Below are 24460 nucleotides of genomic sequence, written 5' to 3'. Positions count from 1 at the left end.
ATCTTTATTTTATATTATTATTTTATTTTTTATTTACTTAATATCATTTGGTGAAATTATGATAGGAAAGACTACACCATATCAGCCAACAGCTGGAACAAATCTAAACCATGCAGAGATTGTAAGCACAAAATTAGCATTAAGCATGATTAAAAGAAGTAAAAACCCGATATTAATAATTGGTTCTAAGGAAGAATATAATAACAACTTATTGGATTTAAATATTGAAACAATACACACACCAAAAGATATGAATTTACTACTTGCCATGAAAAAAGTAATAGAGCAGGGAAATGACCTAGTTATATTTTCAAACATTACATATTATTATTTGGCCCAAAGCATTACTCATTTAAAGCATTTCTCCAATGCCACGACATTAACATTGGATAGATATTATAATCCAAATGCACATTATTCATTTCCCAATATGGAAGAAAATGAGCATAAAGAGTCTATTAAACGATTGATTATGCTATATAAAGAATAATTACCAATGTTATTAATATTACGATACATATATTATTATTTATAAATAATAATATATAATACCAAATAATTCATTGAATCTGGTGAAATTATGAATCCAAAATTAATAGTTCTTGACCCATCAAAATGCACAAACTGTGATGATTGTGTCAATAAATGTAAAGAAATTCATGGGATAAGTAGGATAAAAAAAGCAAATAATGTTCCTGTATTTTGTATGCAGTGTGAAAATGCACCTTGCTATAATATTTGTCCCGTAGATGCCATTTATTTAAAAGATGGGATACCACTTGTAAAAAAAGAAAGATGTATTGGTTGTGGCATGTGTGAAATTGTCTGTCCTGTTGGTTCAATATTCATTGATAAATTATATGCCCATAAATGTTCACTTTGCTTAGATACTGATAGAATAACTCCTGCATGTCTTGAAGCCTGTAAAGATAAGGCTTTAAAACTAGTATGCGATGAATGTATCGATTCAATAAAAGAAGAAAGAAGAAAAAAACTAATGAAAATAATATCTGATGAATGGAGAGAGGATATTTAATCGATATTTTCATTTATTATTACATAATAATACTATTTTTTATTTATTCATAACTAATTATATATATATATTTGTTGATAATTTTAATACATATTATAACGATTAATAATGACATATTGTATATATTATGATGTTATAAAGAGGTAAAAAATGGTTATTAAAAACATAATCGCAGGCGGAAAAACTGTATTAAATCTAACCGTTGATACATTAAAAAATAACAAAGATGAAGATAGTAAAAAAATTGGATTTCTTGAAACAAATTATTATTTGCCTACAATATATGGAATATTAGGTAAAAAAATAGAAAATATTGGTCAGTTAAAAGAGTTAATTAATTCTCTTGAAATTGAAGATAATGCTGATGCTACGCTAGATGATGCCCTTGATGCCGGTGTTAAAACATTAATTTGTGCGGAAGCTCTTGAAGCCCTAAAATATATGGATAATGAAACACCATATGAGGCCCCATATACTGGATTTATCCCGGATAAAATTTTAAGAGATTTAGGGGTTCCACTTGTTAATGGAAAAATACCAGCAATACTTGTTGTGATAGGTAAAGTAGGAGATGAAGAAAAATTAAAATCCCTTATTAACGAAATTAGAAAACGAAATATATTAGGATTATTCATTGGAGATATTGTAAAAGAAATGGAAGATGCCAATATTGAATTGGGTCTTGATAAACTTCTAGTTCCTGTTGGAGATAGCATAACCTCAGCAATACATGCTGCAAATTTAGCCATTAGAGCTCCATTGATATACGGGGGCGTTGAAGGAGGAAAAACAGAAGAAGTTATCGAATATATTGCAAACAGAGTTCCTGCCATTGTTATAGCATTAGGTGAAGTTGATGATATAACACTTGCCGCAGGTGCAGGTTGTATAAAAGCGGGCATTCCAGTAATTACCAATAATCCTGTACCAGAAATTGAAGGTGCATTGGGGAGCTCAGATATAGATAATATTATTGAAAATGCCCTTAAAATGAAAAATATTAAGGTGGAAGAAATGTCAATAGAAGATGTAAATATACCTGTTTCGGTAGGTCCGATGAATGAAGGAGAAAGAGTAAGGGGGCCTGACATGTTTGTTGAATTAGCAGGACCTAAACAGTATGGGTTTGAACTTGTTAAAGTAGTGGATGATGCATCCGATAAAATTGAGATTATTGGAAAGGATATCGGAGAGATGGAAGCCGGTACAAAAACACCATTTGCTGTAATAATAAATGTAAGCGGGAAAACATTAGAAGATGATTTGGAGGGCGTATTGGAAAGAAGAGTTCATGAGATATTTAATTATATTGAAGGAGTTATGCACCTAAACCAGAGAGATAGCGTATGGATTAGAATTAATAAAGAATCCGCCGAAAAGGGATTAAATTTAATCCATATCGGAAAAATAATACAAGATATATATAAATCAGAGTTTCCATTCATAGAAAATATAGATGTTAAATTAATAACTGATGCTGACATAGTGAAAGAAGAATTAGAAAAAGTAAAAGAGATATATAAATTTAGAGATGAAAAAACCAAAAATCTCCATGAGGAAGATGTAGATGTATTTTATGGATGTATTATGTGTCAAAGCTTTGCACCTTCCCATGTTTGTATAATTACACCCGATAAACCTGCATTATGTGGTGGTATTAATTACCTCGATGCAAGAGCTGCGGCAAAAATTGACCCAGATGGACCAATATTTGCAATTGAAAAAGGAGAATGTTTGGATGAAGAAAAAGGAATATATGATTCAGTAAATGAAGTTGTCCAAGATAAATCCCAAGGGGCAATTGAATCAATAACATTACATAGTGTATTGGATAGACCATCTACCTCTTGCGGTTGTTTTGAGGCAATTACATTTTATATCCCAGAAGTTGATGGATTTGGTATAGTAGATAGAAGTTTTAAAGGGGAAACACCAATGGGAGTTCCATTTTCAGCACTTGCTGGACAATGTAGTGGCGGAAACCAGGTTGAAGGATTCTGCGGCATCTCTGTATCCTATATGAAATCTTCAAAATTCTTTAAGGCCGATGGTGGCTGGGAAAGAGTTGTATGGCTACCTTCAGAATTAAAAAATAAGGTAATTGATGGAATACCTGAGGAAATGATTCCAAAAATTGCAACAGAAGAAGATGTATCCAGTATTGAGGAATTAATTGATTTCTTGAAAAAGAACAATCACCCAGTTGCTGAAAATATAGGTTTGGATATGGATGCAGAGGATATAGAAGTAGTAGAAACCCATACAGAAGAAGAGGAATATATGGGAGATACAGAAGGCGAGGAAGAGGGCACCATTACAGTACCTACAATGACCATGCCTGCTGGATTTGGAGGACTTCCAAAAGATATTAAAATAGTATTAAAAAATGCAGTTATAAAGGCTGAACAAATAATAATCACTCGAGAGAGCGGTAAAAAATAAACTATATACTTATTTTATTTTTCTTTTTTTATTTTTTTTAGAAAAATTTTGAAAAAATATGGGGACTCCGAATATATTTATATATTAATATATATCGATTATAATGAGTATAAAAAAAAGTTATTTCAACACAAACATAGGTTCCTGTATCTTTAAGTGTCCAGATATTCCAATATCTCTTGGGGGGTTAGTACTAGCGAACTAAACATCTCGGAAAACCTTGATGCTTACATTCCTAGCCTATCAAACCCATCTTCTATGGGACCCCTCGCCTCCTAGAAGGACGGCTGTCTGTTTTCAGGATGGACTTCGAGCTTAGATGCTTTCAGCTCTTATCCCTTGGTGCGTGGCGGCTCGGCAATGCCCTGTCGGACAACCGATAAACTAGAGGCACCGGCGGCTCGTTCCTCTCGTACTAGAACCACCTTTCCCTCAGACAGCCAACACTTCCAGCAGATAGCAACCAACCTGTCTCACGACGGTCTAAACCCAGCTCATGATCCCCTTTAATGGGCGAACAGCCCCACCCTTGGATCCTGCTGCAGATCCAGGATGGGAAAAACCGACATCGAGGTAGCAAGCCGCGGGGTCGATATGGGCTCTTGCCCGCGACAACTCTGTTATCCCCGGGGTAGCTTTTCTGTCATCCCTGGCCTCCATCGGTGAGGCACAGGGGTTCGTTAGGCCCGACTTTCGTCTCTTAGTTGCGTATTGTGGACAACTAAGTCAGGCTGGCTTTTGCCCTTACACTCAACAGCGGAGTCCTGACCCGCTTGAGCCAACCTTTGGGCCCTCCTGATGCATTTTTAGGAGGGTACCGCCCCAGCCAAACTGCCCACCTACCGGTGTCCCCATACTTGGGTAAGGGACATGATCATAGGAGGGTGGTGTCCCATGGACGCCTCCACCTTCCCTAGCGAGAAGGTTTCGATGGCTCCCACCTACACTGTACACCCACAATCATGCCCCAACGACAGGCTGCAGTAAAGCTCCACGGGGTCTTCGCTTCCCACTGGAAGTCTCCGGCCTTTGCACCGGAATGGTAGGTTCACCGGATTCTAGTCGGGGACAGTGGAGGTCTCGTTACGCCATTCATGCAGGTCGGAACTTACCCGACAAGGAATTTCGCTACCTTAAGAGGGTTATAGTTACCCCCGCCGTTTACTGGCGCTTCGCCCGGTTGAACCCGGGGTTCACGTACCAGCACTGGGCAGGCGTCGGCCTTAGTACACATCTTTTCAGACTAGCTAAGACCTGTGTTTGTATTGAACAGTCGGACCTCCCTGGTCACTGCGACCAGCGACCCCTTGACAAGGTCACTGGCACTCCTTCTCCCGAAGTTACGGAGCCATTTTGCCGACTTCCCTCGACTAGATTCATCCGATACGCCTTAGGATACTCACCTAGGGGCACCAGTGTCGGTTCTGGGTACGGTCATCTAAAATCCATGATAGTTCCCTTTTCACGGGCTCCAGAGATCTGCCAAACCATCCTAAAGGATGGATCATCATGCTTTCATCTGGTTCTCGTTATTACAACTCTCCCCAGACTTATACATTTGACTACCCAGACAAGAGTAGTTAGCATACCCTGAAGCGTCAGAAACTAACCTTGCGTTGCCGCGTGTATTTAGATGGCACAGGAATATTAACCTGTCTCCCTTTCCTTCCAAAGGAGTTACCTCGGAAGTTAGGACCGGCTTACTCACAGCTGACGAACATTGCTGTGAAACCCTTGCCCCTTCGGCGGTGGAGATTCTCACTCCACTTGTGCTGTTACTACTACCGGGATCTTCATTTCTACAAGGTCCATTTGACTTCACAGCCAAACTTCTGCCCTTACAGAACGCCCCCCTACCGGATCACCTTTCGGTGCCCTCAGGTCTCGGTAACTGATTTAGCCCCGTCCATTTTCGGGGCCCCTGACCTCGACAGGTGAGCTGTTACGCACTCTTTTAAGGATGGCTGCTTCTAAGCCAACCTCCCTGCTGTCTTAGGCCAAGGACGCCCTTCGTGTTCACACTTAATCAGTACTTAGGGACCTTAACCTGAGTCGCGGCTATTCCCGTCTCGGACATACAGCTTACCCGTATGCCCTTTCTCAGAGGCTGCAGCGATAACAGGTTCGGAGTTTGACAGAAAGGCGAGGACTTTCGTCCCCTAACCCCTCTATCAGTGCTCTACCCTGCCATCTACCTAACCTCCGGCTAACCTTAGGGTTACTTCGGGGGGAACCAGCTATCTCCGGGCTCGATTGGCCTTTCACCCCTAGACCAAGGTCAGAAGAGCGCTTCGAACGGCAGCACCTCTGCAGGCCTCCATCCCTCTGATGAGGGACTTCACCTTGCCCTGGCCTAGATCGCCCGGTTTCGGGTCATATCGCTGTGACTCCGGGCCCTTAAGACCCCGTCCCTCAGCAAAAGCTTGCGGACTTGTTGGTTTCCCTACGCCTCCGACCATAAAGGTCTTAGGCTCGCCACAACAATATACTCCCCGGCCCGTTTTTCGAAACGGACGACACAACTCTGGACTCTATTCCTCGTACTACCATTTTACAATGGATTCCTTCGGAATAGTTGCCTTTGGAGCCATGCCATACGATACCTATCTGGTTTCAGGCACTTTTCACACCCGGTTAAGGGTGCTTTTCAGCTTTCCCTCACGGTACTAGTGCACTATCGGTCTTGGAACGTATTTAGGGTTGGAAGTCGATGCCTCCCAAATTCCCGCGCGATATCCAACGCACGGTACTCAGGAAAATCTCAAACTCAGGTCAGTTATACCTACGGGATTATCACCCTCTATGATGTGCCTTTCCAGACAACTTCGGCATCCTTTCCTAAGTCGTAAGAGATTTCCTATAACACCACATCTCCCTTGCGGGATTCAGTTTGCCCTGTTCCGTGTTCAATCGCCTCTACTAACGGAATCTCGTTTGATTTCTCTTCCTGCGGGTACTAAGATGCTTCAATCCCCCGCGTTCCCGATTCTTACGAATCGCTCAAAAGAGCAGGAAGTCCCATTCGGAAATCTCATGTTCTACGGCTGTATGCGCCTCGCATGAGCTTATCGCAGCTTACCACGTCCTTCATAGGCGTTCCAAGCCAAGCCATCCCCCAGATAGGGTAATAGATATGTGGAATATCTGGATATCACCAGATACAGAAACCTATGCGTAACCTTCAACTTGCAATATTTGCTATATTGCAATCCAGTTTCAAGTTATAACCCTGTGGATTATAACTCCGTAGTTAGCCCATAACCATTTAGTGCTTGATAACGACCTTTTTTTCTTAGGAGGTGATCCAGCCGCAGGTTCCCCTACGGCTACCTTGTTACGACTTCACCCCCCTTGCTGAGCCCAGGTTCGACCTTAGCCAAAGGCTAGGGCCTCACCTCAACCCAACTCGGGTGGTGTGACGGGCGGTGTGTGCAAGGAGCAGGGACACATTCACCGCAGTATTATGAACTGCGATTACTACGGATTCCAGCTTCACGTGGGCGAGTTACAGCCCACGATCCGAACTACGATTAGGTTTAAGAGATTTGCTTCCCTTCTCAGGGTTGCTTCCCATTGTCCTAACCATTGTAGCCCGCGTGTAGCCCAGGAGATTCGGGGCATGCGGACCTATCGTTGCCCGCTCCTTCCTCTGGTTTAACACCAGCGGTCCCCTATGAGTGCCTTTCCTCCGGAGAAGAAAGTAGCAACATAGGGCACGGGTCTCGCTCGTTACCTGACTTAACAGGACGCCTCGCGGTACGAGCTGACGATGGCCATGCACCACCTCTCAGCGCTTCGGGTAAGGTCGTCAACCTGACCTTCATCATGCTGTCGCTCCTGGTGAGATGCCCGGCGTTGAATCCAATTAAACCGCAGGCTCCACCCGTTGTGGTGCTCCCCCGCCAATTCCTTTAAGTTTCAGTCTTGCGACCGTACTCCCCAGGCGGCGAACTTAATGGCTTCCCTTCGGCACCACCTGGACCCGAGGTCCAGATGACACCTAGTTCGCAAAGTTTACGGCCAGGACTACCCGGGTATCTAATCCGGTTCGCTCCCCTGGCTTTCGTCCCTCACCGTCGGACCCGTTCCAGAAGAGTGCCTTCGCCATAGGTGGTCCCTCAGGGATCAACGCATTTCACCGCTACCCCCGAAGTACCCTCTTCCTCTCCCGGTCCCAAGTCCAGCAGTATCTCTGCCAGCCCTACGGTTAAGCCGTAGGATTTAAACAGAGACTTACTGAACAGGCTACGGACGCTTTAGGCCCAATAAGAGTGGCTACCACTCGGGCCGCCGGTGTTACCGCGGCTGCTGGCACCGGACTTGCCCAGCCCTTATTCCCCAAGTTGTTTAGACTTGGGAAAAGCCTATGCTGTGCATAGGCACTTGGGATTCCCCCATCGCACTTTCGTGCATTGTGGAGGTTTCGCGCCTGCTGCGCCCCGTAGGGCCTGGGGCCGTGTCTCAGTCCCCATCTCCGGGCTCCCTCTCTCAAGGCCCGTACCGATCGTAGGCTTGGTGGGCCATTACCCCACCAACTACCTAATCGGACGCAGCCCCATCCTCAGGCGGATATCCTTTCAGAAAAGGATTATTCCAAACCTCTTTTCCTATGGGGTATTATCCTCAGTTTCCCGAGGTTATGCCCCACCTGAGGGTAGGTTAGCCACGTGTTACTGAGCCGTCCGCCATGGACCGAAGTCCATAGACTCGCATGGCTTAGTCGAATCCCAATAGCAGTAGCCTCCGGCGGGATCAACCGGAATTAATTGTAAGGCTGTAAAACAACCTTACAACCACTCTTAGGAGTTGGTCAATATATTTTGGAATTGACTCGGTCGTTATCAAGTATCACTTGGTTATGGGCTTACATCAAACTTGAACTATTTCTTATCTTCAAGCTATCACATTTGCATAATATGCTGGTGGTTTGTGTATTGTATTGTTTTTAGGTTAGGAACAATGTATATTATAATTATATATTAAGTTGGATATTACATTTATACAATATTTGTTAGGTGATAATATGCCAACTGACATAAACAATAAGGAGCTCCATGTAAATTCCTATGTTAGGTATATAAATACAGGAACCAAGGGCACCGTGAAAGATATTAAAGAAGAAAATGGTAAAATATGGGTCATATTGGACAATGATTTAATGTATAACCCAAAAATGTTGGAAATAATAGAACATAAAAAATATGCCAAATCTGAAATAAATGAAGAAGAAATAGAAAAAATGTTAGATGATGAAAAAATAACAGATATTGATGTAGATATAGAAACTTGCGGAGCAGGTTAATATATTATAGTAAATCGACGGACTGTTGCGTTAATTTAGAGACATAATAATTCGAGGACTTTTCATAGTAATAAAAACCACAATATATAATATAATCTTTCCAAACACACTCCAATATATAGAGCTTATCTTCTTAATCATTGGAGCACCTAATAACATTTAATTATCGATTTACCATATTTTTTATTTTATTTTTTTATTATGGTGTGTGCGGAGCTCCATGCAATAAATCCCAGGACCATAAAAATTTATACAGCAGATAGTAAATCAACGGACACTTGGCATTATATTGCCTGCCATATGTCGATAAGTATGACTAGATATATGAAATAACGGTCAATGTAATTGGATATCTTTGACCAATTAAGGACATTTATTGTTGATTCACTATAATTTGGTGCAAAATATGTCAGAATTAAAAAGGATAAACAAAACAAGAAAAATAATAAGAAAAATAATAAATGAAAAGGGAAGAAAGGAGATATATGATTTAACTGGATTATCGGGAGGATTCGAAATATCTGATTCAGACATGGAGCTCCTTGAAACATATGTAGGTCCAGCAATATTCTCAGAGCAATTAAATGCCGTTGGAATAAGTCATTTCGGAGGGAGCCCATCTATCCATAAAGCCGTTGGTTTTAATAGAACTTCTTCAGCCATATTCTCCACGATTTGTGCATTATCCAAGGATATTAAAACAGTGGTGCATTTTGTTCCAAAATTACCGTCCCATCCATCTATCCCGCGAAGTTGCGACATATTTGATATGAATTATTTTGAAAGCGATAATTTACAGGAAATGTTAAATAAAATAGACGGTGAAACCCTAACTATTATCACTGGAGCTACAATGGACCATAAAATGATAAATTTAGATGATTTAAAAGAAATAATACAATATTGTAAAGAAAAAAACAGCATTGTATTTGTAGATGATGCATCTGGTGCAAGATTAAGATTGCTTTATAACCAGCCACCAGCTCTAAAAATTGGTGCTGATTTGGCGGTTTCAAGCACGGACAAATTAATGAATGGTCCAAGGGCAGGATTATTAAGTGGTAAAAAAGAATTAATTGATAAAATATATTCCGAAGGACTTAAATATGGTTTAGAAGCTCAGGCCCCAATATTATGTGCTATGATAAATGCTTTAAAAAATTTTAAATTAGATAATTTAAAGGACGCCTTAAAAAGAGCAAAAAACATAGATTTATCCTCTTTGGTAAATGCAGGATTGAAATATGAAAAAACCCCAACTGGATTTATTATTACAAATTTATCCGATGAAGAATATATAAACATTGCTTTAAAAATGCTTGAAAATTATGGAATAATAACCATCACCGCAGGAGGAATGCCTGGAGCAAGTAAAACTCTTAGAATTGATTTTTGCTCAAAAGATGCTAAAAGAATATCTGACGAATATGTCATTAACGCAATTATTAATTCAAAAAATAATAATTTATAATTATTATGTATGTTCGGAGCTCCTTGTGGTATGGCATACTATAAAACAGATAATAAAAAATAATTTATAAATATTTATAAATTCAATAAATTATTTTTAATAATTTCAATCTTTTCAATTTTATCATTTACTTCTTTTTCGTAATTTTCTATTCTACTATAATATGAATTTATGGCTCTTTCTACTTCCTCAGGAGCTGGACCCCCAATAACTTTTCTCATTTTTACATTTTCCATAGGATTTAATGCTTTTTCTATTTTTGAATCATCAAGTTTCAAATTAAATTTATCCAAAACATCCCTAATTACTTCATTCATATTTTTATTATTTTCAATTGATAGCCTTACAACTTCCCCCACAATACCATGTGCCGTCCTAAATGGAATATTGCATTCCCTCACAAGTGTATCAGCCAATTCTGTTGCTGTGGAATAATTTTTCTCCGTTAATTCCTTCATTCTATCGGCATTTACTTTTATTGTTGAAATCATTCCATCTATTATTTTTAGAGTGTCAATTGTGGTATATACACTATCCCACAAATGGGGACTTATTTCCTGTAAATCCCGGTTATATGTATTTGGAAGTGCCTTTAATATTGTAAGCACAGTTACAAGGTTTCCATTTAATGTAGATAATTTTGCCCTTGCAATTTCTGCAACATCAGGATTCTTTTTCTGTGGCATTATTGATGATGTTGAAGTATATTCATTAGCCAAATCAATAGTCCCAAATTCACAGGAGGAGAAAAGCACCATTTCCTCACAAATTTTTGAGAGATTTGTTCCCAATATTGATAAATTTGCCATAGTTTCCAATATAAAATCCCTTGATGCCACTCCGTCCATAGAATTCTCAATAACACTATCAAAGCCCAATAATTCTTTTGTGGCATTTCTATTAATATTAAATCCAGTTGTAGCAAATGCCCCACTTCCAAGAGGACAGATATTTACTCGCTTATAGGTGTCTATTAATCTCAATATATCCCGCTCCATCGGAGAAGCATAACTTAAAAGATGATGTCCAAATGTTATTGGTTGAGCATGTTGTAAATGAGTATATCCAATAGTTAGTGTTTCTTTATGCTCTTTTGCAAGATTTAATATATTTTTTTGCATATTTATTAATAATTTTAATATTGTTAGTATTTTATCCCTTAATGCCATTCTTAAATCTGTTGCCACTTCATCATTTCTACTTCTTCCTGTGTGCATTCTTCCAGCAACATCTTCTCCGAGGTTTTTTATTAATTCACTTTCTATTACCATATGTATATCGTCAAGAGATGGGTCAAGATTTAAACAATCCATTCCATTATTATATATTTTTTTTAATTCATTTATTATTTTAATTCCATCCTCTTCCAAAATAATATTTTGTTCCATTAGCATTTTTGTATGGGCTATGTCGCAAAATATATCACTTTCAAATATTTCTTTATCAAAACTTAAACTAGTCATATAATTCATAACTTCCTTTTTTGTGGAGCTCCCCAATCTCCCTCTCCTCAATATATTTTCATTATTTTTTTGCATAATTCATTCACCTAAATTATTATAATAATATAAAATAACATAAATACATAATATAACATACATATATAATTAACAAATATATAATATTATAATAATAATTTTTAGTTAATTTGGTGTTAAACTTTATGTTCTGGGAAAATTTACATAAAATAAAAGATTTTGATTTTTTTGAGGAAATTACCAACAAAGATAATTTGAAATTAATAAAGGCATTATTCGGCCATATATTTGATATTGAAGGATATGATACATATTATAATGATTTAAAAATAAGGGAACAGATAGGAATTGATATAATTGCAAAAGAAACACTAATTAATTATTTAGCCTTAATAATAATATCAAATACAAAATACCACAATTTATATATAAAAAAATATTCTGACAAAAAATACAATAAAATAAAGGACAAATTACCAGATGAAATATCAATTTGGGAATTTATCGAAGTTGCTTCAACATCTCGAAATAATGATTTACACTTAGAAAGAGTAAATTTGGAGCAAGGACAGGTTAATTTAACAAAAATTAAAAGAATTTATGCCATAGAGCTCACCAGATTAAAACTTAAAGAAATGATTGAAAAAATTAAAAAAGTGGAGCTCCCAGAAGAAATATTAAATAATGAAAATATTAAAGAATTATTTAAATTTCTTGATGAAAATATTAAATTTGAAGGAGTTGAAGGCATCAAAATATCCAATTTTGAAGGAAATATATTAAAAGAATGGCATCCCCCCTGCATTAGGGGAATACTTGACGATATTTTAAGTGGCGGTTCTCCCTCCCACTACGCTAGGAGGAGCTTTGTGACTTACTGGTTTGTGGCAAAATTTGACCAAAATCTACGACCAATTATGGACGGAGGCATTGCAAATGTAAGGGCACTAGATATTGCTTCGGAAGATGAAATTGAACGATTTTTAAATGAAATTGTGGCAATGTATAATACAGTAGGAGACTTTGACGAAGGTAAAACTAAATACTACATAAGTCATAATATAGGCTATCGTGTAGCCAATCATATCACACATTGCGAATATTGTAAAAATTGGAGAGATGACGGGGGAAAAGGATTAGGATATTACTGCAAACCAGATGAAATTTGCAATCTTAAAAATGTAATACATCCATTGGATTATTTATGCCATAAAATAAAAGAATATCAAAAAAATAAAGAAAATAAAGAAAATAAAGAAAATAACGATAAAAATAATAAGGATATTGAACAGAAAAATAAAATATAAAAAATAAAAGTGAAATAATGGATATAATCAATGAATTTTTAAATATTGAAATATTATTGGGGCCCAAAACATACAATAGAATTAAAAAATTAAAAGATAATGAATTAACCCATTTACTCAATAATATCAAAAAATTTAAAACTATAAATAATAAATTAATATTATTAAATAACCATTTTTTAGATTTATTTTTAAACCATCCTCTTGACGAAATAATTAATAATTATAAAGATTTTGATTTTATATCCTGCTATATTTCAAATGAGGAGCTCCCAAAATCGCAAAGCGATTTTTACAATAATACATATATTACAGAAGAAAATGTTGATGCCTCAAAAATAAAAAATAATGAATTAAAAGCAGAAGAAAATGTTGAAGATGAATTTATAGGGGAAATTTTAGATGAAATGGATTATAATTATAATCCATACAATGATACAGTAGAAACGGAAAATAAAGAAGATAATACCAATATTGCAACTAATATTGCAACCAATACACACAATACCGCCCCAACAGATATCGAACAAAAAGAAGAAATACAAAAATTAGAAACCCCCAAAAATACATTGGATGAAAGATTATTAAAATTAGAAAAAGAAAGAATCCACAGAATAAATAAAATAAAATCAATCAAAAATAGTGTATTTAATAAAATAAACTATGTTGCAAAGGATATTGATTCTCAAATACATATATATGATAAATGGGATATTTCTGGAAAATCCACCTGCGAAGGAAGTCTTAACGATTTTATTGGGTATTTTAATGATAGATATTCAAAAATTAAAGCCATGATTGAAAGAAAGATAAATAAAAAGGCATATCCATTAAGTAAAATTCAAAGAATGAAAAACGAAAAAGATGTTTTTGTAGTTGGAATTGTTACGGATATGAATACCACTAAAAAAGGACACAAAAGGGTAGTAATTGAAGATGATGAGGCCATATTTTCCGTAATTATTATGAAGGATAAAATTGAAAAAGGGGAGCTCCCCGACGATATATTGTTAGACGAAGTCATAGGATTTGAAGGGGCAATATCCCAAGATGGGGGCGTGATGTTTCCCAATAATTGCATAAGACCAGATATCACCCCAAAACCTCCGAAAAGTATAGACGAAAAAATATACACTGCATTTTTATCCGATGTTCATATAGGGAGCTACGAGTTTTTAGAGGACTCATTTAAAAAATTCATAGAGCTATTAAATGGAGATACAAAAAACGGATTGGAAGAAAAAATAGTAAGCAGATTAAAATATATTTCAATTGCAGGAGATTTAGTGGATGGTGTAGGGATATACCCAGGTCAAGAATATGATTTATATGATGTGGATATTATATCCCAATATAAAGAAGTGGCAACATATATTGAGCAAATTCCAGAACATATTGATGTTATAATCTCCCCGGGAAACCACGATGCCCTTAGACCAGCCGAACCACAGCCAATATTTCCTAAAAGAATTTTAGATTTATTTGATGGATTAAATAATGTGCATTTTGTTAGCAATCCTGGATTTGTAAATATACATGGTTTGGATTTTTTATTATATCATGGTAGAAGCTTTGACGATGTGATAGGACAAATATCTTCGGCAAGTTATCAAGACCCCACCTCAATTATGAAAGAATTATTAAAAAGAAGACATTTATGCCCAACTTATGGGGGAAGATGTCCAATAGCCCCAGAAAAAGAAGATTATTTAGTAATTCATAATGAACCAGATATATTCCATACTGGACATATTCACATTAACGGATATGGGGCGTATAAAGGAACAACATTAATAAACAGTGGAACATTTCAAGAACAGACGGATTTCCAGAAAAGAATGGGAATTCACCCTACTCCTGCAAGGATTCCAATAATCGATATGTCCAAAAATGGTAGTCAATATATCGAATGGGACAACGGAAAAATAAAAGTTATTTAAAAGAAGATAAAAGAATATTTTTTTATTTATATATAGTCAATCTTCGGACAATTTCATTAAATATACTCTAAATTAAACTACACCATCCTATCGAATTAAGGAACACGAAAAAATCTCGAAGAGATTTTATTTAATATATTAGGGCGGATAAGGGACGGTTATTGAAGATTAACTATAATTTATCTATTCCTGCTTTTTTAATGGCATTTCTCATTTCTTTTACTGCATCGGGATTATCTTCAATAAGTGTTCCTGTGACTATGGCATCAGCACCACTTAAAACCTTTTGATATGCTGTTTCAGGTGTTCTTATCCCTCCGCCCACAATAATATTTATTCCGCTCAACTTTTTTGATATGCCTATAATTTCATTACTAACGGGGAGCTCCGCACCACTTCCTGCCTCCAAATATGCCCACCTCATACCAAAGTATTTAGCTGATAGACAATACATTCCTGCTATTTCAGGTTTTCGCTGTGGTATCTCATTTACTTCGCCAACAAATCCAACGGCTGTTCTTTTTATAGGTTCAATACCTAAATAAGCCATTGAGATAGGTTCTAAGTTATATTTTTTTACAGTAATTGCCCCTAATGTTGGTGCCGTTGTAGTCCAATAAGTATTATTTGAATTCATAAAACTCATAAAAAACACTGCATCAGCATAAGGGGTTAAACCATCTACATTTCCGGGAAATAATATAATAGGAATATCCCCAATAATTTCTTTGATTTGCTTTGTAGTTTCGTCCAAATTTGTGATGCCTATGCTACCTCCGAGTATTATGGCGTCTGCATAATCTTTTACCTTTTCCGCTATTTCTAAACAGTTTTTTTCGTCTGGGTCTATGAGTATAAAATAGAGAGCTCCCTCTGTTTTTAATACATTATTTAATTTTTCTTCAACTTTTCCAAACATTTTTGTTCCTCATACACTAAATATTTATTTTTCAATTATTGTTTCTTGTATAGCCATTCCAAAATGTCTAGCATTAGTATCTATTTTTAATTTTACTTTATCGCCCACCTTCAAATCTACCACAGATATAGGAGCTCCATTTTCATTAACCAATCTGATTGTTTCAGCATTTTGTACTATGGTTCTTACAATTTCCCCCCCCACATATTCAGCTTCAATTAACATCAAAGGTCTTTTTTCTATTTTTACTCTGCCTACAATTCCCTCTCTTGTCATTCCATCTTTATCTACAATCAATATCCCATCGCCAGCTTTTAATTCACTTAAATATCTTGTTTTGTTTCCAGTGCATAATACATAGGCATGAACAGGACCTGCATTTACTCTAAATGGTCGTGTGGCAACATAAGGATTTTCCACAGTTTCAGCATGCACCAAAAATAAAGCCCTAGAATATGAGCCTATGAGCATACCTTCTCCCATTTCCATCATTGAGCATGTATCTATACAAACTCTATCCCCACTTCCAATAGCCTCAACTTTCGTAATTGTAGCACAATCTAAATCCAACTTTTCAGAATTCATTTTTTCAATTAATGTTGCAAAGTCTTTTACATCATTTATATCTTTTGGGACATAAAGAACTCCATCAACTCCCCTTTCAAGTATTTCATAAGCTGTTCTTGCATCATTTATATCTTTTGCCAATGAAACTATTTTTATATTTTCATCAAATAAATCAGCAATTAAATTTTCCAATGGGATAATATTCCAATCTTTTCCCTCTAATATTATGTAATCCACATAATCGTATCTACTTACCTCTGATGCGTATTCCTCATCCTCTTTACATTCGATAGAGATAAATACGCCAGTTTCCTTTCCTTCTTTTTTTGCATCAAATAAAATAGTTAAATCGTCGCCTTTATCGATTACTACGATGTCAGAATTTGGATTTTTAGATATTGTTTTAATATTTCCTAATTCTTTAACTTTTTCAATATCTTCTTCATAAACCATCACAGCAGGTATTGAACTTTCAAGGGAATCTTTTACTGTTTCTTTTCTTTCTTCCCAATCCTCATCATTTGCCATTATCCATCCAAATTTCATAAAATCACCTTTTTATTAATAATTTTATTTATATTATATCTTTTATATTTTTAAATTAATTATAATTATATATTATTTAGTATTTTATTTTTATTGATTTTATTCTATAAAATAGGTTTTCCTATAAAAAATTACAATGTCTTTTTTTCATATCTTCTTCAGAGATATTTAATTTTTCCATTAAATTGTATATTATGGTATCCAAATAAATAAAGGCAATTTCTTCAAATAGGGTCCCCATGGGAAAACATTTATTTTCCGTTTTATCACTTTCGTCAATAGCTAAATTTACAATGAAATCCGATAATTCTTTTAAAGTGCAATTATTATTGTGTGTTATGGATATTATTTTTATTTTATTTTTGCCTTTTAACTCCAATTTATTATTTATTTTATTTATTTTATTTAATAAATTAACAATTGAATATGTTTCCCCACTTCCTGACACTACGATTAATAAATCGTTGTTGGATACTGCTGGACATGTTGCTTCACCGATAAAATGGGATTTAAATCCCAAGTGCATCAATCTCATAGCAAATGCCTTTCCAACAAAACCACTTCGCCCAATACCATATATATATATTTTCGAGCTTTCGGACTTTGTATTAATTATATTATTTAATAGTAAATCCGAATTAGTTGGTGCCTGTTTGTAGAATAATTCTAGTTTTTTTATAAGTTCCTTTATTGGTTTGGTATTCAATTTAATCACCAAAAATAATATAATATTACACTGCATATTTATTATGTGTATATTAACAACCATATAAAAATATAACAATAAAAACAATATATAAAAAACATAAAACTTAAAATAAAATAATAATAAAAAATATATAAAAAACATAAAAAATACAAAGGGTGCAAATATAGACAGAATAATTAACACAATTATGGAATTAAATGATAATGAATGGAGAACTTTAAAAATCATAGAAATATCCATGAAACATTATGAATGGGTGCCATTATTTGAAATAATTAAAAAAACCAAAACAAATAAAAAAGAGGCACTATATCGATTGAGAATATTGGATAAACATAAATTAATCAATAGGAGCTCCTATGGATACCGACTATCCCACTGGGGATATGATGCCTTGGCATTGAACACATTTATTAAAAAGGAGCTCCTATCTGCAATAGGTGGAAAATTAGGTGTTGGAAAAGAAGGGGATGTATATAATGTAATACTCACAAATAAAAGAGAAGCAGTGCTAAAATTCCACAATATAGGAAGAACTTGCTTTTCAATGGGGAAAAGATATAGAAGTTATTTGGCAGAAAAAAGACATATTAGTTGGCTTTATGCTTCAAGATTAACGGCTCAAAAGGAATTTGAAGTATTAAATGAATTATTTCCAATTGTAAAAGTCCCAGAACCTATCGAACAAAATAGACATGCCATAATTATGGGAAAAATAGACGGAGCGGAATTAAAAAAGGTTGATTTAAAAAAATTAGATGTTGATATTTATAAATTATTTTGGGACATAATTGAAGAAATAAAAAAAATGTATAAATTAAATTATGTTCATTGTGATTTAAGCGAATTTAACATATTAATTAAGGAAGATGGAGATTTTATTATAATCGACTTCCCACAGGCACTAAATATAAATGAAGAAGGTCAAAAATTCGATAAAATACCTGGAGAATTTAGCCAAGATATAGAATTTTATTTAAAAAGAGATATAGGTAATATATTACGACATTTTAAAAAATACGGCATAAATGAAGATTTAAATAAAATTTATAATTACATAATTGGCGGTTAATCGGTGCTATGATGGATAAAAATACTAACAATATAATTATCCCACTTCTTTTAATTATTATTACAATGATGGGAGCATATATATTATATGATAAATTTGGGAGCTCCCAAACTGACATAAACAACAACCCGATAAATAATACACCAACAACAGATAAAAACTATAATAATAGTATAACAAATAACGGCGAATATTATTATATAACACCAAAAGAAGAAAATACCACAAATACACGGGATGTAGAAAATACCACTCCTACAAATAATAATACAAATACAATAAATTATAATATTGATTATTCCAAAAAAATACCATTAAATAGTTTATTTATGCCCGACTTAAATTATTTCAATACCATTGACTTAACAAAAGGAAGTCAAGAGGGAAAAATAAAACAATATAAATTGAATAATGTTGCCATAAATTTCGATATAAGAAATTATAAACCTGATTTGGATAATCCAGAATATATTTCAGTCCAAAAAACAAATATGCAATTTAAATATGGAGATTACATTAAATACACATATACGACTAATTACGGAAATACAACAACAAGTTATTGTTATGTTAGAAAAATAGGAAATTATTATATGATAATGGGATTCTTTGAAATAAATAAAAATACTACAGATTTATGGGAAAAATGGAATAAATATATTTTTGATATATATTATTGAATATTAAATATTCTTTTTATGATTATGGTGGCATAACTACCTTTATTTAATTCAAATTCTATTGTTATTTTATATTTTCCTTTGTTAAACTCATCGGGCTCAAAATCCCCATATTTAATATTTTTTGGAATATTTAATATATCCCGTTCCACATAAGACAGTTTATTTAATTCCATTAAATTATTAAAATCTTTTAAAGAGGCTCGTTCTTTTCTTAATATTTTTAATATTATGTTATAGTATTCGTCTTTATGATTATTATAATCTATATCGGGGGCGATGGTTGGGAATTTATCTTTTTTTAAGGTATTAAATAATTCATTATCTATTTTTGAATAATATAAGAATGTTCCACAGCTATAATCTACATATTTTCTTTGTTCCTTTGGTAGTTTAGTTTTTAGGAGCTCCTTTATACATTCATTCCATAAATAACTTTGATAGGATAATACAAAAAGCTTTTTTAATCGATTATCAACATATTTAAAAGCTTCTTTATAGTTGTTATTTCGTTCTGGATTATTTAAATATTTTATAATGTTGACAAACATTTTACTGTTTATTTTATTATTTTTAATATATTCTATTATATTGTCCCATTTATTCCAGTTCTTTTTTATGTTTCTTTTTAAGTCCTTTATTCGTTTATTTTCACTTCTTGTATATTCTGTAAGTATTATTTTTAATGCTTTTTCATATTCTCCTTTTAAATAATATTTTGCTATAAATTGATTATGAAATACACTTCCAAATCTTTGGTCATCAAAATAGTTAGGAGCTCCTTGCTCCAAATTCTGTAAATTTTTAGAAATATTTGAAAAATCGTTTTTATCAATTGCCCTAACTGTAATTTTAAAAGAATTTCCCATTAAACTACCAATTTTTAAGGGACTATTTATTGTTTTTAAATATTTTAATGTTAAATTTTTCTCATTTAATTCAATTTTATCGTATTTTGTAGGTATTGAAATATATTGTGTTGTTATAGCATATTTATCTTTTAAACCGCAGTATCCTATATCATTTATCGGAATATTGCAATTTTTAGAGATATAATTTAATGCCTTTAAATTTTCAATATTTGATTTTTTTAAAATATATAAACTATAATTGCCCGATGGATTTTCTTTTATAAATTCATTGTCCAATATCTCATTTACAATGAAATCGCCATTAGTTTGCCTTAATTTCATAATATATTACCTGAAATGTTAAAATAATTAATAAATAATAAATACCAATATAAGATTAATAATAAATAAAAAAAATTAATTAATTAGATAAATTCTAACTCATTGATTATGTTTATTGTGTTGTTATCCTTTCTTTTTATGGCTATTTCCCTAATTCTCTTTAAAATTTCTAAATTTTTACCTGTTAATAGATTGTATTCTTTGCAATATTTTAAAATATATTTATAATGTTTTTCAAGCCATTTTTTGTCGTATTTCGATAATTCATATGCAATTAATCCTTTAAGTATGTCCCTATCAGAATAAACAAATAGTGGATGTATCCATATCATCAATATATCATTAGAATCATCAACAACATTGACAATTTTTTCCAATTCCATAAATACATCCATAAATATTACAATATCGTCTTTATTTTTATCGCCAGTAAGTTCCGTTAATATATTTCCGAGTAATTTATCAAATTCAAATAATACTCCATCTAATTCTTCATCAGTCAGGGAGCTCCATTGTTGTATTCTGTCCCTATGTTCATTAGTTAATATAACGGCTGGGGGTATGACTTCATAATTATATTTTTCAAATGAATAATGGTCTGATTTTCGTGAGTTCAAATGGATTGTTAAAATATATTCATTATATTGTTTCATATCCACTTTTTTTATTTTATATTTTCTTGGAAGTGCTTCAAATGATTCAATATATTCACAATCTATTAAATCTTTTAATATTTTCTTTTTACCTGTTTCGCAATCTACAAGGTATAGATTCTTAAATTCCACATCAAAATTATATGCCCTTATTAAATCCTTTGAATATTCATCTAAATTATTGTATATATCTATTAATATTTTATCAATTAATTCTTTTGAGTTTATTTTATTTTCGTCAGAAAATTTACAAATCTTTGATTTGGGTAGATTCATTTTATAACCTTGCAACTTGCTATATTATATGAGTATAGTTAATCTTCAAAAACTGTCCCTAATCCGTCCCAACGCATTATAATATTGTTTTATTTTTGCTAATTTTATGGTGATTTTGCATTTTAATATATGGGTTTAGTGAAATTGTCCGAAGATTGACTATATATAATTATTTATTTTATTTTTATTATTTATTTAGCCCCCTTTTCTCAAATACCATCCTTTATCAACCACAGTTTTAACAATATCTCCGCCGGCATAATTTCCCATTCCAAGGAGCTCCCTTTGTTCATTCAATACGGCAACTCTTCCGGCCCCATTCATCTCAATAATTGAGGATTTAAATATATCTCGACCATATAAAAATAAGGTTTCACTTTTATCATTGACTACAATATAATTTTTAGAGATATTGTCGGCAATAATAGACATGCCCTCTAATGACATTGTAAATTTATATTTTCCGGTTTGTTTTAATTCAAATGAGCCAAAGGATATTCCAATAAAATGAATATTTGTAAATTTATGGGCATTCTCTATTACTTCTTTTGTGGCATATATTACTTCGATTTTTTCATCTTCCATTATATACAACTTATCGAAATCAAAAAGAGATACATCAATATAATTATTTAATTGAGTTTTAATTATTTTTAATTCTTCATCTTTTAAATGTCTGTGTTTCATAATATCAACAGCTACAATAGCTTCTATATTTTATATCTATATATAATATACAATGGGATAATATATAATAACTATTTTGTTTATTATCTATTTTTTATTACTATTATAATTAAACCATATAATTTACTTAATTTATTAATTTTTATTAATTCTTTTTAATGTTTTTGACACATACATGTCCACTTTTTTATTTATATCGTTTTCAAGAGCAGACAATATTTCAAGGTTTTTATCACTTATATTAATATTTTCATCAATATATTGTGGCGTATTTAGTTTCTTTTTTCCTTGTAGTGCTTCAATATCAGAAAAGGAACTAATTAATTCTCTTCCAGTTGATTTTATCTCATTTTCGACGGTGATACCTTCTTTTTTTCCATACATACTAAATAATGGAAACTTTGTAATAGTATTTGCCCCACTCATAACCAATGGTCCAATGTTTGTTAATTTATCCACCCAAGTTCCAGTAATTATTTCAAGTTTTGGAAAGTTCAAACGAACAGAGGATACCCAGTTCATATATTCAATGGTGGTAATTGAGGGAGCTCCCTCAAATATTGTGTTTTTTTGTGGATTAAGGGAATAAAATGTAATCCTATCTAAATTTAGTTCTTCAATTAAATTTAATAGTTCTTCAATGTCTTCCTCCTTTTCCCCGAGCCCCAATATTATGGTTATTCCTGTTTTTAAATTATAATCTTTTGCCTTTAAAAGCATTTCTTTTGTGGGTTCAATTGGTTTTTGAGGACATAATTCATTATGCAGGTTAGGATTAACGGTTTCAATTGCCCCAACTACGCCTTCAATTGTATCCAAATTTAAATTTTCAAAATCTACAATACCTACATTAATATACTGCTTTGATTTTTGAATATGGGCTATCATTTCAATTATATCATTTAATTCATTTGTATTATAATCATAACCCCCAGAAATAAATTCTAATTTCCAGCCAATTCTTTTCATAATTATGGCTTCTGCCAACATTGACTCAGGTCTTCTTCTTGCAATTGATGGATTCTTTATTTTTGATTTTTGAGAGGACATAAAACAAAATTTGCATGGGTCTGTTAAATTACAATACCACCCTAAAAACAGAGCTCTCTTTAAATCAATATTGTTTCCAAAATTTTTTGTGGTTAATTTATATGCTTTTATTGAATTTTCAAATACCTCTATGGCATCCATTGTATCCCCTATAAATATTAATTTTAAAAATTTCTATTATGGCATAATATGTATATATGGTTATCATATATAGTTAATCTTCAATAAATGTCCTTTATCTGTCCTAACTTATTATAAATTTCTTCATTTGTTGGCGACATGATAAAGATTTTAGCTTTAATATGATCTCTAAATTTTTCTCTGAAAAATTTATACGATCGTAAAAATCGCTTTGCGATTTTGAGACGGTTTATTGAAAAAGACCAAAGATTGACTATCTGTTAATCTTCAATAACTGTTCCCCATATATTAATATATATTGTTCAAAAGGTCAGAAAAAATAAGTTAAATTAACTCATATTTAATAATATATATTTACAGTATTTTATTTACAATAGTTTATTATTGCAGGGAGCTCCCATATACTACAATCTAAACCATATTTTTGAAAAAAGAAAAATACCTATATATGTTTTTCGAAACATTTATATACTATGAATATCTATTGAATATTTATTAACAATAAATTTCAATGTTACATATCAATAAATTAATTATTCTATATATATAATTAAATATATTATCATGGGTGTAATTATTTTAAAAAAAGTAAAATTATTACATAGAACTCCAAAAGGAAAACTTATCGGGATAACATCTGTCCAACCACAAATAAATTCATTCGTTTTTTTTAAAGATGGTAAAAAAAAAATAGGTAAAATTTACGATATTTTTGGACCTGCGAATAAGCCCTATGTAAAAATAATCCCGCTAAACGATTCAACAGCAGAAAGTGCCCTTAAATCGCAGGAGGCATATATTTCAAATGAAGATAAAAAAAGAAGAAATAAAAGAGATAGTGGAAAAAGATTTGGGAAAAAATAATATAGTTAATTTTACCATATTCCTCGGGAATTCACAAATCTCTGATTTGGGTATAGAAGCTTCGCTTCTATCCGATAATTTCCCTTGGAAATTATTGGGTAAATTCAATGTTATAATTTATTCACTA

The 24460-nt window shown here is 33.1% G+C and carries 18 protein-coding genes and 2 rRNA genes; 10 read left to right on the top strand and 10 right to left on the bottom strand.

All coding sequences use genetic code 11. The annotated features are described in order from the left end of the window. Positions 1 to 58 precede the first annotated feature (58 nt). From MAEO_RS05955 to acsB, 3 genes are all read left to right on the top strand, one after another. On the top strand, positions 59 to 490 hold the full coding sequence (locus MAEO_RS05955; RefSeq protein ID WP_011973882.1) for a carbon monoxide dehydrogenase beta subunit family protein: 432 nt from the start codon (positions 59 to 61) through the stop codon (positions 488 to 490). Positions 491 to 580: 90 nt separating this feature from the next. Next, positions 581 to 1036 carry a 4Fe-4S dicluster domain-containing protein gene (locus tag MAEO_RS05950; protein WP_011973881.1) on the top strand — a complete coding sequence of 152 codons (456 nt, stop codon included), beginning with the start codon at positions 581 to 583 and terminating at the stop codon, positions 1034 to 1036. A gap of 150 nt (positions 1037 to 1186) precedes the next feature. Beyond that, positions 1187 to 3478: an acetyl-CoA decarbonylase/synthase complex subunit alpha/beta gene (gene acsB, locus MAEO_RS07815; protein ID WP_011973880.1), complete on the top strand. Its 2292-nt coding sequence runs from the start codon at positions 1187 to 1189 to the stop codon at positions 3476 to 3478. A 167-nt stretch (positions 3479 to 3645) separates the two neighbouring features. Here the strand turns inward: acsB and MAEO_RS05940 are convergent. Together MAEO_RS05940 and MAEO_RS05935 are read right to left on the bottom strand one after the other, a co-directional pair. Beyond that, positions 3646 to 6618 (bottom strand): 23S ribosomal RNA (locus tag MAEO_RS05940). Between the two features lie 154 nt (positions 6619 to 6772). Then, a 16S ribosomal RNA gene (locus MAEO_RS05935) occupies positions 6773 to 8241 on the bottom strand. The 16S and 23S rRNA genes sit together here, the layout of an rRNA operon. A gap of 260 nt (positions 8242 to 8501) precedes the next feature. On the opposite strand from MAEO_RS05935, the gene MAEO_RS05930 reads away from it, so the two are divergent. Beyond that, positions 8502 to 8780 (top strand): DUF2098 domain-containing protein, encoded by a 279-nt coding sequence (locus MAEO_RS05930; protein ID WP_011973879.1) that lies wholly within the window; start codon positions 8502 to 8504, stop codon positions 8778 to 8780. A gap of 397 nt (positions 8781 to 9177) precedes the next feature. Then, entirely contained in the window at positions 9178 to 10251 is a 1074-nt protein-coding gene (locus MAEO_RS05925) for a TIGR03576 family pyridoxal phosphate-dependent enzyme (RefSeq protein ID WP_048062523.1), read from the top strand. A 74-nt stretch (positions 10252 to 10325) separates the two neighbouring features. Here the strand turns inward: MAEO_RS05925 and argH are convergent, their stop codons facing one another. Beyond that, the gene (argH, locus tag MAEO_RS05920) at positions 10326 to 11789 is read right to left on the bottom strand and encodes an argininosuccinate lyase (RefSeq protein ID WP_011973877.1); all 1464 of its coding nucleotides are present in this window, start codon (positions 11787 to 11789) and stop codon (positions 10326 to 10328) included. 125 nt (positions 11790 to 11914) lie between these two features. Here argH and MAEO_RS05915 point away from each other — a divergent pair, with 125 nt between their 5' ends. Then, positions 11915 to 13036, top strand: a complete 1122-nt coding sequence (locus tag MAEO_RS05915; protein ID WP_011973876.1) for a hypothetical protein — start codon at positions 11915 to 11917, stop codon at positions 13034 to 13036. Between the two features lie 17 nt (positions 13037 to 13053). After that, the gene (locus MAEO_RS05910) at positions 13054 to 14976 is read left to right on the top strand and encodes a DNA-directed DNA polymerase II small subunit (protein ID WP_011973875.1); all 1923 of its coding nucleotides are present in this window, start codon (positions 13054 to 13056) and stop codon (positions 14974 to 14976) included. 172 nt (positions 14977 to 15148) lie between these two features. On the opposite strand, the gene MAEO_RS05905 is transcribed toward MAEO_RS05910, so the two are convergent. The 3 genes from MAEO_RS05905 to MAEO_RS05895 all read right to left on the bottom strand — a co-directional run bounded on the left by MAEO_RS05905 (position 15149) and on the right by MAEO_RS05895 (position 17723). Next, positions 15149 to 15895 carry a geranylgeranylglyceryl/heptaprenylglyceryl phosphate synthase gene (locus tag MAEO_RS05905; RefSeq protein ID WP_011973874.1) on the bottom strand — a complete coding sequence of 249 codons (747 nt, stop codon included), beginning with the start codon at positions 15893 to 15895 and terminating at the stop codon, positions 15149 to 15151. A gap of 24 nt (positions 15896 to 15919) precedes the next feature. Further along, positions 15920 to 17008 (bottom strand): 3-dehydroquinate synthase II, encoded by a 1089-nt coding sequence (locus tag MAEO_RS05900; RefSeq protein ID WP_011973873.1) that lies wholly within the window; start codon positions 17006 to 17008, stop codon positions 15920 to 15922. A gap of 121 nt (positions 17009 to 17129) precedes the next feature. Continuing rightward, the gene (locus MAEO_RS05895) at positions 17130 to 17723 is read right to left on the bottom strand and encodes an SIS domain-containing protein (protein WP_390893651.1); all 594 of its coding nucleotides are present in this window, start codon (positions 17721 to 17723) and stop codon (positions 17130 to 17132) included. Between the two features lie 181 nt (positions 17724 to 17904). Here MAEO_RS05895 and MAEO_RS05890 point away from each other — a divergent pair, with 181 nt between their 5' ends. After that, positions 17905 to 18789: an RIO1 family regulatory kinase/ATPase domain-containing protein gene (locus tag MAEO_RS05890; protein ID WP_011973871.1), complete on the top strand. Its 885-nt coding sequence runs from the start codon at positions 17905 to 17907 to the stop codon at positions 18787 to 18789. An 8-nt stretch (positions 18790 to 18797) separates the two neighbouring features. Next, positions 18798 to 19469, top strand: a complete 672-nt coding sequence (locus tag MAEO_RS05885; RefSeq protein WP_157196829.1) for a hypothetical protein — start codon at positions 18798 to 18800, stop codon at positions 19467 to 19469. On the opposite strand, the gene truD is transcribed toward MAEO_RS05885, so the two are convergent. From truD to MAEO_RS05865, 4 genes are all read right to left on the bottom strand, one after another. Then, on the bottom strand, positions 19463 to 20662 hold the full coding sequence (gene truD, locus MAEO_RS05880) for a tRNA pseudouridine(13) synthase TruD (protein WP_011973869.1): 1200 nt from the start codon (positions 20660 to 20662) through the stop codon (positions 19463 to 19465). The two genes, MAEO_RS05885 and truD, sit on opposite strands and share 7 nt — an antisense overlap. Positions 20663 to 20745: 83 nt before the next feature. Beyond that, positions 20746 to 21591 carry a hypothetical protein gene (locus tag MAEO_RS05875; protein ID WP_011973868.1) on the bottom strand — a complete coding sequence of 282 codons (846 nt, stop codon included), beginning with the start codon at positions 21589 to 21591 and terminating at the stop codon, positions 20746 to 20748. A gap of 195 nt (positions 21592 to 21786) precedes the next feature. Then, on the bottom strand, positions 21787 to 22278 hold the full coding sequence (locus MAEO_RS05870; RefSeq protein WP_011973867.1) for a PUA domain-containing protein: 492 nt from the start codon (positions 22276 to 22278) through the stop codon (positions 21787 to 21789). Between the two features lie 135 nt (positions 22279 to 22413). After that, positions 22414 to 23469 (bottom strand): radical SAM protein, encoded by a 1056-nt coding sequence (locus tag MAEO_RS05865; protein WP_011973866.1) that lies wholly within the window; start codon positions 23467 to 23469, stop codon positions 22414 to 22416. Positions 23470 to 24033: 564 nt separating this feature from the next. Here MAEO_RS05865 and MAEO_RS05860 point away from each other — a divergent pair. Further along, positions 24034 to 24333, top strand: a complete 300-nt coding sequence (locus MAEO_RS05860; protein WP_011973865.1) for a Gar1/Naf1 family protein — start codon at positions 24034 to 24036, stop codon at positions 24331 to 24333. The last annotated feature ends 127 nt before the right edge of the window (positions 24334 to 24460 follow it).

The sequence above is a fragment of the Methanococcus aeolicus Nankai-3 genome, assembly GCF_000017185.1.
In the GTDB taxonomy this organism is placed as follows: domain Archaea; phylum AGJL01; class Methanococci; order Methanococcales; family Methanococcaceae; genus Methanofervidicoccus; species Methanofervidicoccus aeolicus.
Note: the sequence above shows the minus strand (reverse complement) of the source record. Positions and strands in the feature narration are given on the sequence as shown.

Bases quoted from the DNA above. Each gene is read 5' to 3' on its own strand.
- argH (WP_011973877.1), bottom strand. From the start codon at position 11,789: ATGCAAAAAAATAATGAAAATATATTGAGGAGAGGGAGATTGGGGAGC.
- MAEO_RS05930 (WP_011973879.1), top strand. From the start codon at position 8,502: ATGCCAACTGACATAAACAATAAGGAGCTCCATGTAAATTCCTATGTT.
- truD (WP_011973869.1), bottom strand. From the start codon at position 20,662: ATGAAATTAAGGCAAACTAATGGCGATTTCATTGTAAATGAGATATTG.
- MAEO_RS05870 (WP_011973867.1), bottom strand. From the start codon at position 22,278: ATGAAACACAGACATTTAAAAGATGAAGAATTAAAAATAATTAAAACT.
- MAEO_RS05890 (WP_011973871.1), top strand. From the start codon at position 17,905: ATGGAATTAAATGATAATGAATGGAGAACTTTAAAAATCATAGAAATA.
- MAEO_RS05900 (WP_011973873.1), bottom strand. From the start codon at position 17,008: ATGAAATTTGGATGGATAATGGCAAATGATGAGGATTGGGAAGAAAGA.
- MAEO_RS05910 (WP_011973875.1), top strand. From the start codon at position 13,054: ATGGATATAATCAATGAATTTTTAAATATTGAAATATTATTGGGGCCC.
- MAEO_RS05875 (WP_011973868.1), bottom strand. From the start codon at position 21,591: ATGAATCTACCCAAATCAAAGATTTGTAAATTTTCTGACGAAAATAAA.
- MAEO_RS05955 (WP_011973882.1), top strand. From the start codon at position 59: ATGATAGGAAAGACTACACCATATCAGCCAACAGCTGGAACAAATCTA.
- acsB (WP_011973880.1), top strand. From the start codon at position 1,187: ATGGTTATTAAAAACATAATCGCAGGCGGAAAAACTGTATTAAATCTA.
- MAEO_RS05950 (WP_011973881.1), top strand. From the start codon at position 581: ATGAATCCAAAATTAATAGTTCTTGACCCATCAAAATGCACAAACTGT.
- MAEO_RS05865 (WP_011973866.1), bottom strand. From the start codon at position 23,469: ATGGATGCCATAGAGGTATTTGAAAATTCAATAAAAGCATATAAATTA.
- MAEO_RS05860 (WP_011973865.1), top strand. From the start codon at position 24,034: ATGGGTGTAATTATTTTAAAAAAAGTAAAATTATTACATAGAACTCCA.
- MAEO_RS05915 (WP_011973876.1), top strand. From the start codon at position 11,915: ATGTTCTGGGAAAATTTACATAAAATAAAAGATTTTGATTTTTTTGAG.
- MAEO_RS05905 (WP_011973874.1), bottom strand. From the start codon at position 15,895: ATGTTTGGAAAAGTTGAAGAAAAATTAAATAATGTATTAAAAACAGAG.
- MAEO_RS05885 (WP_157196829.1), top strand. From the start codon at position 18,798: ATGATGGATAAAAATACTAACAATATAATTATCCCACTTCTTTTAATT.